This is a genomic window from Citrobacter sp. CF971 (assembly GCF_006385635.1).
GTDB lineage: Bacteria > Pseudomonadota > Gammaproteobacteria > Enterobacterales > Enterobacteriaceae > Citrobacter > Citrobacter freundii.
Genome location: NZ_CP041051.1, coordinates 1,169,503 through 1,186,834 on the forward strand (window position 1 = coordinate 1,169,503; position 17,332 = coordinate 1,186,834).

At 55.1% G+C, this 17,332-nt stretch carries 14 protein-coding genes and 1 pseudogene; 7 read left to right on the forward strand and 8 right to left on the reverse strand.

Annotation, left to right across the window (positions count from 1 at the left end):
• The first annotated feature begins 234 nt into the window (after positions 1-234).
• Positions 235-1,638 (forward strand): S-methylmethionine permease, encoded by a 1,404-nt coding sequence (gene mmuP, locus E6P06_RS09025; protein WP_046669946.1) that lies wholly within the window; start codon positions 235-237, stop codon positions 1,636-1,638.
• A complete protein-coding gene (gene mmuM, locus E6P06_RS09030; RefSeq protein ID WP_139935141.1) occupies positions 1,625-2,557 on the forward strand; it encodes a homocysteine S-methyltransferase in 933 nt (310 codons plus the stop codon). The genes mmuP and mmuM overlap by 14 nt, the downstream gene beginning before the upstream one ends.
• Before the next feature lie 108 nt (positions 2,558-2,665).
• Here mmuM and fbpC read toward each other — a convergent pair whose 3' ends face one another.
• The 6 genes from fbpC to E6P06_RS09060 all read right to left on the reverse strand — a co-directional run bounded on the left by fbpC (position 2,666) and on the right by E6P06_RS09060 (position 10,460).
• Complete coding sequence (gene fbpC, locus E6P06_RS09035) at positions 2,666-3,712, reverse strand: ferric ABC transporter ATP-binding protein (RefSeq protein WP_003847645.1); 1,047 nt, start codon at positions 3,710-3,712, stop codon at positions 2,666-2,668.
• Between the two features lie 11 nt (positions 3,713-3,723).
• Positions 3,724-5,802 (reverse strand): iron ABC transporter permease, encoded by a 2,079-nt coding sequence (locus tag E6P06_RS09040; RefSeq protein WP_139935142.1) that lies wholly within the window; start codon positions 5,800-5,802, stop codon positions 3,724-3,726.
• A 69-nt stretch (positions 5,803-5,871) separates the two neighbouring features.
• Positions 5,872-6,903, reverse strand: coding sequence for an ABC transporter substrate-binding protein (locus E6P06_RS09045; protein WP_139935143.1), 1,032 nt, complete (start codon positions 6,901-6,903; stop codon positions 5,872-5,874).
• Positions 6,900-8,204, reverse strand: a complete 1,305-nt coding sequence (gene uhpC, locus E6P06_RS09050) for an MFS transporter family glucose-6-phosphate receptor UhpC (protein ID WP_003847644.1) — start codon at positions 8,202-8,204, stop codon at positions 6,900-6,902. Before uhpC ends, E6P06_RS09045 begins: the two co-directional genes overlap by 4 nt.
• A gap of 85 nt (positions 8,205-8,289) precedes the next feature.
• The gene (locus E6P06_RS09055) at positions 8,290-9,831 is read right to left on the reverse strand and encodes an MASE1 domain-containing protein (protein ID WP_139935144.1); all 1,542 of its coding nucleotides are present in this window, start codon (positions 9,829-9,831) and stop codon (positions 8,290-8,292) included.
• A complete protein-coding gene (locus E6P06_RS09060) occupies positions 9,831-10,460 on the reverse strand; it encodes a response regulator transcription factor (protein ID WP_139935897.1) in 630 nt (209 codons plus the stop codon). The genes E6P06_RS09055 and E6P06_RS09060 overlap by 1 nt, the downstream gene beginning before the upstream one ends.
• Positions 10,461-10,795: 335 nt before the next feature.
• Between E6P06_RS09060 and tauA the strand changes: the two genes are divergently transcribed.
• The 4 genes from tauA to tauD are packed head-to-tail and all read left to right on the forward strand — an operon-like array spanning position 10,796 to position 14,212.
• Entirely contained in the window at positions 10,796-11,758 is a 963-nt protein-coding gene (tauA, locus tag E6P06_RS09065; protein WP_003021410.1) for a taurine ABC transporter substrate-binding protein, read from the forward strand.
• A 14-nt stretch (positions 11,759-11,772) separates the two neighbouring features.
• A complete protein-coding gene (gene tauB / locus E6P06_RS09070) occupies positions 11,773-12,540 on the forward strand; it encodes a taurine ABC transporter ATP-binding subunit (protein WP_139935145.1) in 768 nt (255 codons plus the stop codon).
• Positions 12,537-13,367 carry a taurine ABC transporter permease TauC gene (gene tauC / locus E6P06_RS09075; RefSeq protein WP_003021414.1) on the forward strand — a complete coding sequence of 277 codons (831 nt, stop codon included), beginning with the start codon at positions 12,537-12,539 and terminating at the stop codon, positions 13,365-13,367. The genes tauB and tauC overlap by 4 nt, the downstream gene beginning before the upstream one ends.
• Entirely contained in the window at positions 13,364-14,212 is an 849-nt protein-coding gene (gene tauD, locus E6P06_RS09080; protein WP_003021417.1) for a taurine dioxygenase, read from the forward strand. The genes tauC and tauD overlap by 4 nt, the downstream gene beginning before the upstream one ends.
• A 59-nt stretch (positions 14,213-14,271) precedes the next feature.
• On the opposite strand, the gene hemB is transcribed toward tauD, so the two are convergent.
• Positions 14,272-15,246 (reverse strand): porphobilinogen synthase, encoded by a 975-nt coding sequence (gene hemB, locus E6P06_RS09085; RefSeq protein ID WP_003021420.1) that lies wholly within the window; start codon positions 15,244-15,246, stop codon positions 14,272-14,274.
• A gap of 507 nt (positions 15,247-15,753) precedes the next feature.
• Between hemB and E6P06_RS09095 the strand changes: the two are divergent.
• Positions 15,754-16,071: pseudogene (locus E6P06_RS09095) on the forward strand (autotransporter outer membrane beta-barrel domain-containing protein); the annotation flags it as partial.
• Here E6P06_RS09095 and E6P06_RS09100 read toward each other — a convergent pair.
• Positions 16,072-17,279 (reverse strand): IS3 family transposase gene (locus E6P06_RS09100; protein ID WP_089617520.1). Its coding sequence is split into 2 segments (ribosomal slippage): positions 16,072-16,958 and positions 16,958-17,279, totalling 1,209 coding nucleotides; the frame shifts between segments, so codons are not numbered across the junction. It lies immediately after the preceding pseudogene.
• Between the last annotated feature and the right edge of the window lie 53 nt (positions 17,280-17,332).

A 17,332-nucleotide genomic window follows, 5' to 3' on the forward strand; every position in this document is an offset into this window, starting at 1 on the left:
CTTCCGGGTGAACGCCAGTCGATGAGGACGTTGCCAGAGTTTACATAAAGCCTGGCAACGGAGGCGTTATGAGCTGGCGGCCCTTTTTGTATTTGATTATTAATCCCCACCCGATATTAAGCGCCCGGCGCGGGCATTTGCGCCTGGTGCAGGGTTGACTTTGCATTCTGTTAACAAACACGGTATAACAAACCTTCTTTGGATGTTTAGATGTCCATACGTTTAGAAGGTTATATGCAAACAACACAACAAAATGCGCCACTGAAGCGCACAATGAAAACGCGTCACCTGATAATGCTCTCCTTAGGCGGCGTGATTGGCACAGGGTTATTCTTCAATACCGGGTACATCATCTCCACTACCGGGGCGGCGGGAACGCTGCTGGCTTATCTGATTGGCGCGCTGGTGGTCTGGTTGGTTATGCAGTGTCTGGGCGAGCTTTCGGTCGCGATGCCGGAGACTGGGGCGTTTCACGTCTATGCTGCGCGTTATCTCGGCCCCGCAACGGGATATACCGTAGCCTGGCTCTACTGGCTGACCTGGACTGTGGCGCTGGGGTCGAGCTTTACCGCCGCCGGATTCTGTATGCAGTACTGGTTTCCACAGGTGCCGGTTTGGGTCTGGTGTGTGGTGTTCTGCGCGATTATTTTTGGTCTGAACGTCATCTCCACGCGCTTTTTTGCCGAAGGGGAGTTCTGGTTCTCGCTGGTAAAAGTGGTCACTATCATCGCCTTTATCATCCTCGGCGGGGCGGCGATTTTTGGTTTTATCCCGATGCAGGATGGCTCACCCGCGCCTGGACTGAGTAATATCACGGCGGAAGGCTGGTTCCCACACGGTGGCTTACCGATCCTGATGACGATGGTGGCGGTGAATTTTGCTTTTTCGGGAACCGAGCTTATCGGCATTGCCGCCGGAGAAACAGAAAACCCGCGCAAGGTCATTCCGGTAGCGATTCGTACCACTATCGCGCGACTGATTATTTTCTTTATCGGCACCGTGTTTGTGCTGGCGGCGCTGATCCCGATGCAGCAGGCGGGCGTGGAGAAAAGCCCGTTTGTATTGGTATTTGAGAAGGTGGGGATTCCTTACGCCGCCGATATTTTTAACTTCGTGATCCTGACGGCTATTCTATCCGCGGCGAACTCTGGGCTGTATGCCTCCGGGCGCATGCTGTGGTCGCTGTCGAATGAACGTACGCTACCGGCCTGTTTTGCGCGAGTAACGAAAAACGGCGTGCCGCTGACGGCGCTGTCGGTCAGTATGCTCGGTGGTGTACTGGCGCTGTTTTCCAGCGTGGTGGCCCCGGATACGGTATTTGTCGCGCTGTCGGCAATCTCCGGGTTTGCGGTGGTGGCGGTGTGGCTGAGTATTTGCGCTTCACACTTCGTCTTTCGCCGCCGTCATCTGCAGCAGGGTAAGGCATTGAGTGAATTGCATTATCGCGCGCCGTGGTATCCGCTGGTGCCGGTACTGGGATTTGTGCTGTGCCTGGTGGCTTGTGTCGGGCTGGCATTCGATCCAGCGCAGAGAATTGCGCTGTGGTGCGGGTTACCGTTTGTGGCAGTGTGTTATGGTGCTTATTTCCTTACTCAACCGCGTAAAACCAAACAGGAGCCCGAACATGTCGCAGAATAATCCGTTAAGCGCCATCCTCGATAAACAGGATTTCCTGCTGCTCGATGGTGCGATGGCGACGGAGCTGGAAGCGCGTGGCTGTAACTTAGCCGATAGTCTGTGGTCAGCCAAAGTGCTGGTCGAAAATCCGGAGCTTATCCGCGAAGTCCATCTCGATTACTACCGGGCGGGGGCGCAGTGCGCGATCACCGCCAGCTATCAGGCGACGCCGGCGGGCTTTGCCGCGCGAGATCTGGATGAAGCGCAGTCGAAAGCGCTGATTGGCAAAAGCGTGGAGCTGGCGCGTAAAGCCCGTGAAGCGTATCTGGCCGAGAACCCGCAGGCGGGTACGCTGCTGGTAGCAGGATCGGTCGGGCCTTACGGCGCGTATCTGGCGGATGGTTCTGAATACCGTGGTGATTACCAACGTAGCGCTGAAGAGTTTCAGGCGTTTCACCGCCCGCGCGTGGAAGCCTTGCTGGATGCCGGGGCCGATCTTCTGGCCTGTGAAACCCTGCCAAATTTTGCCGAAATTAGCGCGCTGGCTGAGTTATTGACTGCATATCCGCGTGCGCGGGCGTGGTTCTCATTTACCCTGCGCGACAGCGAGCACCTGAGCGACGGTACGCCGCTGCGTGACGTGGTTGCGTTGCTGGCGGATTATCCGCTGGTGGTGGCGCTAGGTATTAACTGCATTGCGCTGGAAAACACCACCGCTGCGTTGCAGCATTTACACAGTTTAACGGCGCTGCCGCTGGTAGTGTATCCGAACTCGGGCGAGCAGTATGATGCCGTGAGCAAAACCTGGCATCATCACGGTGAGCATTGTGCGCATCTGGCGGATTATCTGCCGCAGTGGCAGGCCACTGGCGCACGGTTGATTGGCGGGTGCTGTCGCACCACGCCTGCGGATATTGCCGTGCTAAAAGCGCGAAGCTGAGAGTTTATCGGGCCTGCATCGTTCAATGTAGGCCTGATAAGCGCAGCGCATCAGGCATTGCCGGATGGTGGCATAAGCGCCTTATCCGGCCTACAAAGCCACAAAACGTTATGCTGCATCCGCCAGAACAAACATGCCGTACGGATGGATTTCGAGATAATACTGCTCGCCGACGTCTGGCTGTAAACGCGTAGCGTTGACCTGCAATAAGATCTCCTGCCCGTGCCATTCCACCGTGACTTCATACTGGGGGCCCATATAGGCCACGTGGCGGATCACGCAGCGCTGACTCTCTTCGCCGCGATCGCTAAGCGTGATCGCTTCCGGGCGCACGCCGACCATGCCTTCGCCTTGCGTATCAAAGTGCAGCGGGCGCGGCAGGTGGTAGCCGTAGATATCAACGTATTGGTCACCGAAGGTGGCCGGGAACAGGTTGGCGTCACCCATAAAACTTGCCATAAAGCGCGAGGCGGGCTGGCGGTAAAGATCCTGCGGTGAACCGATCTGCATGATGTGCCCCTTGTTCATCACCAGCACGGTATCGGAAACCGCAAAGGCTTCGCTCTGATCGTGGGTGACGTACAGCGAGGTGATATCAAACTGCTTTTGCAGTTCGCGGATCTTGTCGCGCATGCTGCGACGCAGGTTGGCGTCGAGGTTACTCAACGGCTCATCAAACAGCAGCACTTTCGGCTTGAGGATCAACGCGCGGGCCAGCGCTACGCGCTGCTGCTGACCGCCGGAGATCTGATCAACATAGCGCTCTTCGAATCCTTCCAGATCGACCATCGCCAGTGCCTCTTTGACACGGGCTTTCACCTCAGCGCGGGATACGCCGAGCATCTTCAGGCCGTAACCAACGTTCTCTCCCAGCGACATATGCGGGAACAGGGCATAGGACTGAAACACCATACAGATATCACGCTGCTGAATTGAGCGATGGGTGACGTCTTCGCCATCAATGAAAATCTGCCCTTCGCTCGGTTTTTCCAGCCCGGCGACCAGGCGCAAAATGGTGGTTTTGCCACAACCGGATGGGCCGAGCAGCGTCACCATTTGCCCCTGCGGGATGGTGAGGTTGATATTGTCGATTACCGTATTACTGCCAAATCGTTTGGTGACGTTGCGCAGTTCAACGAAATTTTTCTGAGTCATAGTGCGCTCCATTACGCCTGGTTTTTGGCTTTTGAACGGGAGGTACGTGATTCACCGATCAGCCAGTCAAAGATGAAAATAATCGCCAGCATCACCACGATCAGAATGGAACCGTAGGCAATCGCCACACCGTATTCGCCGTCTTCCACTCGGTTAAGGATGTAGGCCGTCGCTACGCGGGTATCCGGCGTGACGAGGAACACAATGGCGCTGACGGTGGTAATGGCGCGCACAAAGCTGTAAATCAGCGCCGAAAGGATCGCCGGGCGTAGCAGCGGCAGCAGGATATGCGTAATGGTACGCAGCGAACCGGCACGCAGGCTGAGCGAGGCTTCATCCAGTGATTTATCGATCTGGCCTAAGCCCGCGATACCCGCGCGAATGCCGACCGGGACGTTACGCATTACCATCGAGATAATGACAATCGCCGCCGTACCAGTGAGGTACACCGGGGCGCTGTTAAAGGCCAGAATGTACGATACGCCCGCGACGGTGCCCGGGACGGCAAAGCACAGCATGGTGGTGAACTCGATGGTCTTCTTGCCCTTAAACTGTTGGCGCACGACTACCCAGGCGATCAGCAGGCCGAAGATGGCGGTGATCGGCGCGGCAATACCGGCGTAGAGCAGGGTGTCGAGCAGTGAAGGCCATGCGCCGTCGCTCATCCCCTGACCGAACAGTTTGGTAAAGTTCGCTAACGTCAGGGTGTAGTCCACGCCCCAGTTAACGGTGAAACTGCCGTAGAAAATGCTGCCGTACAACAGGGCGTTAAAGGCAATCCACACCGACAGCAGCGCGACCACGCTCCATACCAGCGTCACAGGTAACGGCTGCACATCGCCCCGGTAGGATTTACCGGAAACGGTGACGTATGAGCGTTTACCAATCCACATATATTGCACGCAGAACACCAGCAGCGAGAACAGCAGCAGGAAGGCACCCAGCGTACTGGCGGCCTGGTAGTCGAGCTGCGAACCAGTGATGTAGAAGTAGATTTGCGTTGCCAGCACGTCGAAGTTACCGCCGAGCACCAGCGGGTTACTAAAGTCAGCCAGCGACTGCACAACCACAATCAAAAAGGCGTTCGCCAGCGCTGGTTTCAGCAGCGGGACAAACACGCCGTTAAAGGTCTGCCAGCGGCTGGCACGCAGGGTGTATGACGCTTCTTCCAGCGATGGATGAATGGTTTTGATTGCTCCGTCGAGGATCATAAACGCCATCGGGGTGAAGGCCAGCACCTGCGCCAGCCAGATGCCGGTAAAACCGTACAGCCAGTTGGTGTTGGTTAAGCCAAACCATTCGACCATAAATTCGGTGATGTAGCCGGAGCGTCCCATCATCAGCGTGACGCCTAAACCCACGACAAACGGCGGGGTGACGATCGGCAGAATCGAGAAAATTCGTCCGATAATAGCGCTGCGTCTGGCGATACGGGTGGTATAGATAGCCAGTACCAGACCAAAGAAGGTACAGCCGACGCCGACGGCGATCGACAGCATAATCGAGTTGAGGATCACCTGAATGATATGTGCCTGCGACAGCACATTCATAAACGCCAGCGGGGCAAATTCCCCGGCGTCGTTGGTGAACATCGGAATAAAAATAGCGATACTTGGCCAGACGATAAAAATACCGATCAAGGCGACAATCGCGGTGAGCGAGCCGATGACGAAACGGTCGCCGCCCAGCCATTCCAGACGGGTGAGCGCCAGGGTCATGATCGCGCCAAGTGCCACAAACAACACTATGGTGGCATAGCCTAAGCCGCGCCCCTCAAGAGTCGCGCTGGCGACGATAAACGCCATACAGAAAAAAGCCCAGCCCGCATCAAGATAATGGCGGCCGCGCTGTTCGCGCCTGGCCTCATGGAACGGGCGCACCAGTAGCAGGCTCGGCAGCAGATACCATAACCAACTGATATTGAACTGTGACCAGCCGTAGGCAGCGAGTATTTCCTCTCCTGTCGACTCCAGCAGACCGTAGTCCAGGCTCCAGCTTGGCAACAGGGCAAACGCCAGCCAGCCAAGCAAAACCCAAAGAAATATCGCATCCCGTTTTTTCACGGGATGGAGTGCAAGTGTGTGTGACATAGCGGTTCCGGTATTCCAGGCCGGATGCGGTATTTACGCCGCACCCGGCAAATGATCGCCGATGTAGGCTTATTTACCCATCTTCACTTCGCTGACCCACTTATTGATCAACGCTTTACGCACGTCGGTCGAGCCGTACTTATCCATGTCGTAATTGATAAGTTTCAGGTCGTCGAGCTTCAGCGAGTTAGGAGACGTCTCGGCGGTGGTGTTGGTCAGGATCTGATAGGACTTACCTTTCTTCCACGCCAGTTCCTGGGCATCTTTTGACAGTACCCAGTCAACGAACAGTTTGGCGTTATCGAGGTTGCGCGCGCCTTTCAGAATGCTAACGCCGCCGATCTCATAGCCAGTACCTTCGCACGGTGAAATTAGCTCCAGCGGTGCGCCCTGTTCTTTTTCCAGCGAGTAGTCGTGCAGGAAGCCAATGCCAATCGCCGTTTCGCCACGGGCGGCGTTACGCGCTGGGGCAATGCCTGATTTAGTGTATTGAGAGACGTTGGCGTTGAGCTGTTTCAGGTAGTCAAAGGCCTGATCTTCACCCCACAACTGGGCAAAAGTCGCCAGCGCGGTATAGGCGGTACCGGAGCTTTGCGGGTCAGCAATCTGGATTTCACCTTTGTATTCCGGTTTGGTCAGATCCTTCCAGCATTTTGGCACCGGCAGTTTTTTCTCTTTCAGGCGCTGGGTATTGACGCCAAAGCCCAGAATACCGACGTAAACCGCCGAGGAGAGATTGCCTTTCACCTTCGCGGGATCGCGGAATTTCTCCATGATCTGTTCGAGATTGGGTGATTTATACGGCTGCAGCAGGCCCATTTCCCCGGCCTGGGACTGCGGATCCAGCGTACCGCCGTACCAGACATCCGCCTGTGGATTTTTCTTCTCGGCATCCACTTTCGCCAGCGTACTGCCCGAACCGTTGCGAATGAATGAGGTTTTCACATCATATTTTTCACCGAAGGCTTTGGTTTCGGTTTCGCACATCTCGTTAGTGGCGCTGCAATACACCACCAGACGGCCCTGCGGCTGAGCTGCGTTACTGAAGGCTGCCAGCGTAAGAGCGGAGGCAATTAGTGTAGAGGTAAGCGTCAGTTTCATTGTTTTATCCTTTGACTGAGAGAAGGGGTAATGCCTGCAATGAGCAGTGGCATCAGCAATAAACCCATAAAGACAGCGGCGACCGAGAGCAAACTGAACATTCCCGACCAGCCGTAGTGTTCTATGACCAGCGACAGCGGCCAACCCGCCAGCGCGGCCCCCAGATAGGCAAACAGCCCGAGAAAACCGGTAATTGAACCTGCTGCCGCTTTGTGTCCGCACTCCACTGCCGCGAGGCCAATCAGCATCTGTGGGCCAAACACAAAAAAGCCCACCGTAAAGAAACACATTGCCAGTAGCGCGTAGTGGTGCACTGGCGCCAGCCACAGCGCGGCGACGGAGACCATCAGCCCCAGCGTGAACAGCAAAATCATCGGCGCACGCTGACCGCTGAACAGCAGATCCGAGCCCCATCCGGCAAACAGCGCCCCCAGCAAACCGCCAACTTCAAACAGCATCACCGTGGCATTGGCGCTGAGCAGATTCACGCCGTGGCTTTCCGTCAGCCAGATGTTGCCCCAGTCGTTGAGCGCAATGCGGATCAAATAGACCAATACATACGACACGCCGAGCAGCCAGATCATCGGGTTTTTCAGCATGGTGGTACGTAACATTTGCCACAGCCCCATCGGCGGACTTTGCTGTTCCTGACGCAGCTCCAGCGGGTCATGCCGCCATTCCCCAACCGTCGGTAATCCCTCTTCCCGGGGCGTGCCTTTCAGTTGCAGAGTGAGCCAAATGCCTAACGCCATGCTGATAATCCCCGGTGCCAGCATCGCTGCCTGCCAGCCCCACCAGTGGGCGGCAAAGGCGCTAATCAGCGGGATAACTGCCCCACCAATGTTGATCGACATATTCCAGCAGCCCCACCAGAATCCGCGTTCGTTGCGCGAGTACCAGTGGGTCAGTAGTCGGGCGCAGGGCGGCCAGCCCCAACCCTGAAAAAAACCGTTCAGCGTCCAGACCACCAGCAGCAGCGTCAGCGATTCACCAAAGGTGAACAGCACATTCAAAACACCGGTGGCAAAAAGGCCAATGCCCATAAATGCGCGTTGTCCGTGGCTGTCGTGCCACAGTCCGGCGGTAAATTTCGACAGGCCATAGGTCAGGTAAAACAGCGACCCCAACAGACCGATATCGCCTTTATCCAGACCGAGGTCCGTTTGTAGCGCCGGGAGGACGTAGTTAACGCTTTTGCGCGTCAGATAAAACGCGGCATAGCCAATGACCATACACATCAGCAGTCGGGGGCGTAGCGCCCGGTATTGTTGATCTGTTTCGCTGGCTGAGCGTGTATGCATGGCAGTCTCCGTTTGTGCTGACTATAGGAAAGTGAAAGCAAAAGGGGATGAGAGAAAGTCCAGAGTGGCTAAGACTTTTTCCTGGTTAGCGGCTGATTTGTTGCAAATTTGTGGGCAGGTTAACAATTACCCGTGTGCCGTTGTTTGATTCGATCGTCAGTTCACCGCCAAGGGCGCTCACCCGCTCACGCATTCCCTGGATACCGAAACCGGGAATTTTTTCTGGCAGAATACCCACGCCATTGTCAGCGACGTCCAGAAACAAGCGCTGTTCCTGCTGGCGCAGCGTAATCGACACATCGCTGGCATCGGCATGTTTACAGACGTTATTGAGTAACTCCTGCAACAGGCGATACAGCGTGAAGCGCACCGTTTCGTTTTCTGGCGTATTCTCTAGCTGATAATCAAAGCGACAGCGAATACCCCGTTCAGCAAAAGCAAATTCATTCACCAGATGATGTAGTGCATCTTTAAAAGACAGTTCATCGAGCGCGGGTGGGCGCAGCTGGCGCAACAGCTGGCGGGTGGAGTGGTGAATACGCCGGGCCAGGTCGTTGATCTGATTTGCCGCCTCAAGCGTTTGCTCGCGACCCGGTGCGCGTTTGACCAGTTGTGATTGAATTTGAATGGCGGTGATGTTCTGACCAATTTCGTCGTGCAGTTCCCGCGCCAGGCTTTTGCGCGTGTTTTCTTCGGTGCGGATCAGCTGTTCGGTCAGCGCGCGACGCGCCGCCAGTTCAGTTTCCAGACGCTGGCGATAATGGTGCAGGTTTTGCGCCAGATGCTGCTGGCGGCTGATGGCGATCCCCAGCCCTATGCCGAGCAGCGCCTGGGTGGCGAGGAAAATCTCCAGCTCCAGTAAATTACTGAACCCGACGCCGATTTGCCGGGCGATGGTGATCATCATACTGCCGAGCAATCCGGACAACACGCCGCCCTGCCAGCCAAATTTCCACGCCATCACCACGTTCGGTAAAAACACCACGATCAGCAACAGGCGCTCGATCTCCGGCGACAACACCATCTGGGTGCCGATGCCAATAATAAAAAACAGGCTGCACCAGATGATAAGCGAGGTGCGCAGCGGGGGATTGGTGGTATCCAATCCGAGCAAATGATAGCGGTGCTGCTGGCGCAGAAATTCATAGATCAGATAGACAAACGGCGTCAGCAGCACGCCGCCGGTAAATGACGCCAGGCCAATTAACGTTGCCGGACTTTGGATAAACGGTGAAAGCAGGGCGGTATTGAGCAATGAGGTGATCGTCACCCCGGCCAGCAGCAGCGTTAAGCGCTGCCAGTAAAGGGGGAAGCGGTGCCAGTATGACTGGCCGATGCTCGCCGGAATCAGGCTAATTAACGGCGCAGCCAGCAGGATATAGCCATTCAATAATTGCTCACTGTGCAGCCAGAACAACATCAGCACAGGCGGCAATACCAGCGCGGGCCAGTAACGGCGAGAAAGCAGGATGAGCAGCGCGAGATAGACGCCGTGTGGCAGGAACAGCGCCGCCTGCTGGCCGTTGTGGGTCAGGTAAAACCCCAGCGTCCACAGCATCAACCAGCCTGATCCCCAGGCCAGCAGAATAAACAGAGAAATAACCCAATGCCGAAGGCTACGCGACATTAATGCCCCGTTAATAGCTGGTGGTCGAGGGCAAAATGCACCAGATCGATGGTGCTGTGGCATTGCAGTTTGCCCAGCACGTTCGCCCGATGAACGTGTACCGTCTTGTGGCTGAGGTCGAGCTTGAAGGCGATCTCTTTTACGCTGTCGCCTTTGACCAACAGCTCAAACACTTCGCGCTCGCGTGGGGTCAGTACTTCCAGTACCTGCGCGGGCTGTTCGCCGCCGCGTAGCGCCCGCAGCGCATCGGCGCACAGGTAATGCCCGCCCATACCGACCGATCGTACCGCCTGCACCAGCTCCTCTGGTCCGCAGCGTTTGGTCAGGTAGCCACTGGCGCCGGCATCCAGCGCACTTTGCACAAACGTGGGTGAGTCATAGATGCTGAGAATGATGGCGCGAAAACCGGGCTTCTGTGCCCGCAGTCGTTTTAACAGGCGCAGACCATTTTCATCCGGCATGGCGATATCCATCACCGCAACGTTGACGTCATCATGCAGAAGTGCAGGCCAGGCCTCCGCTGCGCTGCTGTACTGACCGGTAACGTTGAGATCGTCTTCGAGACTGAGTAATTGCGCAAAGCCGGAACGCACCACCACATGGTCATCCACCAGCACAACATGAATCATGATTTTACTCTCTTGCCTGATAATGGCGTCTATGATGCCGGTCAGCGCCGCGCTGGCAATCATCCAGGTGTAGTTATGTAACGAATGTAACAAAATCGCAATAATTTGCCGGGTGTTGTAGGCCGGATAAGGCGCTTGCGCCGCCATCCGGCAACAGTGCCTGATGGCGCTGCGCTTATCAGGCCTACGAATTCCATCTGTAATGAGCAAAATCGCTAACTATTGCCGCTTTTTTTCTAAAAACGCTTTGTTCTTAGCCAGAATTTTTAATTCCTTTATCAAATTGTGCCGCAACGAAATACTGCCTCCATAACAAGACAGGGGAGCAGACAATCATGGCTATTTCATCGCGTAACGCACTTCTCGGTGCACTGGCATTCATCGCATTTCAGGCGCAGGCGGTGAACGTCACCGTCGCTTATCAGACCTCCGCCGAACCCGCCAAAGTGGCGCAGGCGGATAATACTTTTGCCAAAGAGAGCGGCGCTACCGTTGACTGGCGCAAATTCGACAGCGGCGCGAGCATCGTCCGGGCGCTAGCCTCCGGCGACGTGCAGATCGGTAATCTTGGCTCCAGCCCGCTGGCGGTCGCCGCCAGTCAGCAAGTACCCATTGAAGTTTTTCTGCTGGCGTCAAAGCTTGGTAACTCCGAGGCACTAGTGGTGAAGAAAAACATCAGTAAACCGGAAGATTTGATTGGCAAACGCATTGCGGTGCCGTTTATCTCCACCACCCATTACAGCCTGCTGGCGGCGTTGAAACACTGGGGGATTAAACCCGGTCAGGTGGAGATTGTGAACCTGCAACCACCTGCGATTATTGCCGCATGGCAGCGCGGGGATATTGACGGCGCGTACGTCTGGGCTCCTGCGGTCAATGCGCTGGAAAAAGACGGCAAGGTGTTAACCGACTCATCGCAGGTTGGTGAGTGGGGCGCACCGACGCTGGACGTGTGGGTGGTACGCAAAGATTTTGCCGAGAAGCATCCTGAGGTGGTGAAAGCCTTTGCCAAAAGCGCTATCGATGCGCAGCAACCTTATATCGCTAATCCCGATGAGTGGCTGAAGCAGCCTGAGAATATCAGCAAATTGTCGCGTTTAAGCGGCGTGCCGGAAGCGGATGTGCCGGGACTGGTGAAAGGTAACACTTACCTGACGCCGCAACAGCAGACTGCCGAACTGACCGGACCGGTGAACAAAGCCATTATCGACACCGCGCAGTTCCTCAAAGAGCAGGGCAAAGTCCCCGCTGTTGCGACGGATTACAGCCAGTATGTGACCGATCGCTTCGTGCAATAAATAAGGAGGCGCTGATGCTGCAAATCTCTCATCTTGCCGCCAGCTACGGTGGAAAACCGGCGCTGGAGGATATCAACCTGACGCTCGATAGCGGTGAGCTGCTGGTGGTACTCGGACCTTCCGGTTGCGGGAAAACCACATTGTTAAATCTGATTGCCGGATTTGTGCCGTATCAGCATGGCAGCATCACGCTGGCGGGTAACAGGGTTGATGGTCCGGGGGCAGATCGCGGGGTCGTGTTCCAGAATGAAGGTCTGCTGCCCTGGCGTAACGTGCAGGACAACGTGGCTTTTGGTCTGCAGCTGGCGGGGGTGGATAAACCACAGCGTCAGCGTATTGCCCTGGAGATGTTGCAGAAAGTCGGGCTGGAGGACGCGGGCAAACGCTTTATCTGGCAGCTTTCCGGTGGACAGCGGCAGCGCGTCGGCATTGCGCGGGCGCTGGCGGCCAATCCACAGTTGTTGTTGCTGGATGAGCCTTTTGGCGCGCTCGACGCCTTTACTCGTGAGCAGATGCAAACCCTGCTGCTGAAGCTGTGGCATGAGGCTGGCAAACAGGTGCTGTTGATTACGCACGATATTGAAGAAGCGGTGTTTATGGCGACAGAGCTGGTATTGCTGTCGCCAGGCCCAGGCCGGGTACTGGAGCGTCTGCCGCTGAATTTCGCCCGTCGCTTTGTGGCTGGAGAGTCGAGTCGCAGCATTAAGTCCGATCCGCAGTTTATCGCCATGCGCGAGTACGTGTTAGGTCGAGTCTTTGAACAACGGGAGGCATTTTCATGAGCGTGGTGATTAATGATAAACCCCGTCGCCAGCGCGCGCTCAACTGGCGCTGGCCGTTCTCGCGGCAGATTACCTTAAGCCTTGGTACGTTGGCCGTCATTTTGGCGTTGTGGTGGACGGTGGCGGCGCTGCAGTTAGTCAGTCCGCTGTTTTTACCGCCACCGGGACAGGTTTTACAAAAGCTGATCGTTATTGCCGGTCCGCAGGGATTTATGGACGCCACGCTGTGGCAGCATCTGGCGGCGAGTCTGACACGTATTGTTATCGCGCTGCTGGCGGCGGTGCTGCTGGGCGTTCCGGTTGGAATCGCTATGGGGCTGAGTCCGACGATGCGCGGCATTCTCGATCCGATCATTGAGCTGTATCGTCCGGTTCCGCCCCTGGCCTATCTACCGCTGATGGTCATTTGGTTTGGCATCGGTGAAACGTCCAAGATCTTGCTTATCTATCTGGCGATTTTTGCCCCTGTAGCGATGTCGGCGCTGGCGGGAGTGAAAAGTGCGCAGCAGGTGAGAGTGCGCGCCGCGCAATCGCTGGGAGCCAGCCGTGCGCAGGTGCTGTGGTTTGTTATTTTGCCGGGGGCATTACCTGAGATCCTCACCGGATTACGTATCGGACTTGGGGTGGGCTGGTCGACGCTGGTGGCCGCAGAGCTGATTGCCGCCACGCGAGGCTTAGGATTTATGGTCCAGTCTGCCGGTGAGTTTCTGGCAACGGATGTGGTGCTGGCGGGGATCGCGGTGATTGCCGTTATCGCGTTTATTTTAGAACTGGGTCTGCGTGCGCTTCAGCGCCGTCTGACGCCCTGGCATGGAGAAGTACAATGAGTGAACGTCTGAGCATAACCCCGCTGGGGCCGTATATTGGCGCACAAATTTCTGGTGCGGATTTGGCGCGTCCGCTGAGCGATAATCAGTTTGAACAGCTTTATCATGCGGTATTGCGCCACCAGGTGGTGTTTCTGCGCGAGCAGGTTATTACGCCGCAACAACAGCGGGCGCTGGCGCTGCGTTTTGGCGATCTGCATATTCACCCGGTCTATCCGCATGCCGAAGGAGTAGAAGAAATTATCGTGCTGGATACCCATAACGATAATCCGCCGGATAACGACAACTGGCACACCGATGTCACCTTTATCGACACGCCGCCTGCCGGGGCGATTTTAGCGGCGAAAGAGCTGCCATCAACCGGGGGCGACACTCTGTGGACCAGTGGGATTGCCGCTTATGAAGCATTGTCTGAGCCGTTCCGTCAGTTGCTGAGTGGCCTGCGGGCAGAGCATGATTTCCGTAAATCATTTCAGGAATATAAATATCGCAAGACCCCAGAGGAGCACCTGCGCTGGCTGGAGGCCGTCGCTAAACATCCACCGTTGCTGCATCCGGTGGTGCGCACGCATCCGGTGAGCGGGAAGCAGGCGCTGTTCGTGAATGAAGGATTTACCACGCGAATTGTTGATGTCACGGAAAAAGAGAGCGAGGCGTTACTGAGCTTTTTGTTCGCGCATATCACCAAACCGGAGTTTCAGGTGCGCTGGCGCTGGCAGCCCAACGATGTGGCGATTTGGGATAATCGCGTGACGCAGCATTATGCGAATGCGGATTATCTGCCGCAGCGGCGCATTATGCATCGGGCAACGATTCTGGGAGATAAGCCATTTTATCGGGCGTGATGATTACCGGAGACGCTTTACTTGCCGGGCCTACGACCTGTAGGCCCGGTTAGGCGTTATTAACGCAGAATTTTTTTCTCAGCCAGATCCAGTGCGAAGTAGCTGAAGATCAGATCCGCGCCAGCGCGTTTGATCGACCCTAAGCTTTCCAGCACCACTTTCTCTTCATCTATAGCCCCCGCCAGCGCCGCGAATTTGATCATCGCGTATTCACCGCTGACCTGATAAGCGCCAATCGGCAGCTCGGTGCGTTCGCGGATATCGCGCAGAATATCGAGGTACGCGCCAGCCGGTTTGACCATCAGGCAGTCTGCGCCCTGGGCTTCATCCAGCAGCGATTCGCGAATCGCTTCCCGACGGTTCATCGGGTTCATCTGATAGGTTTTACGATCGCCTTTCAGCGCGGTGCCCGCGGCTTCACGGAATGGGCCGTAAAAAGATGAGGCAAACTTAGTGGAGTAGGACATGATAGCGGTATCGGTGAAGCCCGCGGCGTCCAGCGCCTGGCGAATCGCCTGTACCTGACCATCCATTGCGGCGGAAGGTGCGATGAAGTCCGCACCCGCTGCGGCGGCAACCACCGCCTGCTTGCCGAGGTTGGTAAGGGTTAAATCGTTATCCACGCCGTGATCGCATAACACGCCGCAGTGGCCGTGTGAGGTGTATTCGCAGAAGCAGGTGTCGGACATGACGATCATTTCCGGCACGGTCTGTTTGCAGATACGCGACATGCGCGCCACCAGACCGTCTTCTTTCCAGGCATCGCTACCGGTGTCATCCGTATGGTGGGAAATGCCGAAAGTCATCACCGAGCGGATGCCAGCATTAGCAATGCGTTCAATTTCGCGCGCCAGGTGTTTCTCTGGAATACGCATCACGCCTGGCATGGCGTCGATAGCTTTGTAATCGTCGAGTTCTTCTTCAACAAAGATCGGCAACACCAGGTCATTTAAGCTGAGTGTTGTCTCTTCAAACATAGCGCGCAGCGCGGGAGATTTGCGCAGGCGGCGAGGGCGTTGGATTAGGTCTGTCATGGTATGCCTGATGTTTGTGGAATCGAAGGCCGTAGTATACCCGAACCTGAGGGCGTGTGGTTTACGAAAGTTGGCGTTATATCAGGATTTCCTGTAACGAAGGGATGAATCATTAGCGCAATTTATTCACAAGCATAGCAATTTATTCATATTCATTATTTTGTTTATTGTTTTTTTATTATTTTAAATATCTATATGTTTGCTTTTATAGCGTGGCGTATAGATTGGGTTTATTTATTGGTTATTTATTTGTTTGCGTTCTGATTCATTGGTAAATTGTATATTTTGAATATTGATTATTTTTAATTGATTGAAAATATTGGTTTTTATATTTCTTAAATGGCGTGAATTGAATTTATTACGTTGTCCGGTTTCGGACAACGGGCAAAGAATAATTGAACCTTTCCTTAATGAAACCGCATAATCGTCCCTGCGAAACATAAAATGTTTTCTTTGCATTGATAATTGATGGATCAACTATATTACGTCCCTGAGGAGGGATGACAAATGCACACTTGGAAAAAGAAACTCGTAGTCTCACAATTAGCATTAGCCTGCACTCTGGCAATCACTTCTCAGGCGAATGCTTCTACTTACGATACCTGGACCTACTACGACAATCCAACTACGGCCCTGAACTGGGACAATATGGATGCAGCCGGAACTGTAGATGGTAACTACGTGAATTATAGTGGCTTTGTTTACTATAATAATGCGGCTGGTGATTTTGATCAGTCTTTTAACGGCGATACCGTTAACGGCACGATTTCTACCTATTATCTGAATCATGATCTTGACCCTCCATCTCCGAACAGCTTTTGTATCTTAAGTTAACGATGTCCGCTGCCGCCGGTATTCCCTCGGGGAGTGATATCCCAGCGCGCTGTGCGGGTGGTTTTCATTGTAATGCGTGAACGCTACTGCAAGGTTTCGCAGTGCTGTTCTCACATCCGGTTTTGGCATGAACGCGATATAGTCTTCTTTCATCGTTTTCACGAACCGTTCGGCCATGCCATTACTCTGCGGGCTGCTCACCGCTGTTGTGCAGGGCTCCAGATTCAGCTCTCTCGCGAACCTCCGCGTTTCATACGCGGTATACGCTGAACCGTTATCCGTCAGCCACTGCACCGCTGTGTCGGGCAACCTGTCGCCGAAGCGCTTTTCCACCGACCTCAGCATCACATCCTGCACGGTCGAACTGTCATAGCCTCCCGTGCTTGCTGCCCAGTCTATGGCCTCACGGTCGCAGCAGTCCAGCGCGAACGTTACCCGCAGTTTTTCGCCGTTGTCGCAGCCGAACTCGAAGCCATCTGAACACCAGCGCATATCGCTTTCTGCCACCGCTATCTTGCCCTTATGTTCACGCTTCGGTCGCTCTGGTTTGTGATGCAACAACAACAGGTTATGCTCGCTCATTATCCTGTAAAGCCGTTTGGCATTCACAGGTGGCTGTCCCTCTGTGCGACGTTGCTTGCGCAGGATGCCCCACACGCGTCGATAACCATAACTCGGCATATCGCTGATAATGTTGAGGATAGCCGACAGTATTTCTGCGTCTGCTTCTTCATTACGCCGGTTACAGCGCCTGTCCTGCCAGTCGGCAGAACGGTTAATCCGCAGTGACAGTTGCGCACGCGACACGCCCATGGTCCGGCTGACCATGGCTATTCCCCGTCCTTTGGCAACAAGGGCGCGTGCGCTATCCATTTTCGCGACTGACCGTACTCCACGGCTTCTTTCAGGATCTCAACTTCCATCGTTTTCTTGCCCAGAAGGCGCTGAAGCTCCCGGACCTGCTTCAGAGCAGCAGTAAGCTCAGAAGCAGGAACGACTTCCTCTCCAGCCGCAACGGCGGTGAGGCTGCCTTCCTGATATTGCTTCTTCCACTTAAACAGCAGGCTGGGCTGGATACCATGCAGGCGGGCGACATGGGAGACATTCATACCCGGCTCCATCGTCTGCTGGATAATGGCGATCTTCTCCTGAGGAGTTTTACGTTTACGGACTTCTTGCCCTAACAGGATCCCGGTCATCTCAAAATTGGCGTTAGTGTTAGACATATATTCAAGCCTATCTCTTATCTGGA

Excerpts from the sequence above, each read along its gene's own strand:
- tauB (WP_139935145.1), top strand. The coding sequence starts at position 11,773 with ATGCTGCAAATCTCTCATCTTGCCGCCAGCTACGGTGGAAAACCGGCG.
- tauC (WP_003021414.1), top strand. The coding sequence starts at position 12,537 with ATGAGCGTGGTGATTAATGATAAACCCCGTCGCCAGCGCGCGCTCAAC.
- tauD (WP_003021417.1), top strand. The coding sequence starts at position 13,364 with ATGAGTGAACGTCTGAGCATAACCCCGCTGGGGCCGTATATTGGCGCA.
- E6P06_RS09055 (WP_139935144.1), bottom strand. The coding sequence starts at position 9,831 with ATGTCGCGTAGCCTTCGGCATTGGGTTATTTCTCTGTTTATTCTGCTG.
- E6P06_RS09045 (WP_139935143.1), bottom strand. The coding sequence starts at position 6,903 with ATGAAACTGACGCTTACCTCTACACTAATTGCCTCCGCTCTTACGCTG.
- E6P06_RS09060 (WP_139935897.1), bottom strand. The coding sequence starts at position 10,460 with ATGATTCATGTTGTGCTGGTGGATGACCATGTGGTGGTGCGTTCCGGC.
- mmuP (WP_046669946.1), top strand. The coding sequence starts at position 235 with ATGCAAACAACACAACAAAATGCGCCACTGAAGCGCACAATGAAAACG.
- fbpC (WP_003847645.1), bottom strand. The coding sequence starts at position 3,712 with ATGACTCAGAAAAATTTCGTTGAACTGCGCAACGTCACCAAACGATTT.
- mmuM (WP_139935141.1), top strand. The coding sequence starts at position 1,625 with ATGTCGCAGAATAATCCGTTAAGCGCCATCCTCGATAAACAGGATTTC.
- hemB (WP_003021420.1), bottom strand. The coding sequence starts at position 15,246 with ATGACAGACCTAATCCAACGCCCTCGCCGCCTGCGCAAATCTCCCGCG.
- E6P06_RS09040 (WP_139935142.1), bottom strand. The coding sequence starts at position 5,802 with ATGTCACACACACTTGCACTCCATCCCGTGAAAAAACGGGATGCGATA.
- uhpC (WP_003847644.1), bottom strand. The coding sequence starts at position 8,204 with ATGCATACACGCTCAGCCAGCGAAACAGATCAACAATACCGGGCGCTA.
- tauA (WP_003021410.1), top strand. The coding sequence starts at position 10,796 with ATGGCTATTTCATCGCGTAACGCACTTCTCGGTGCACTGGCATTCATC.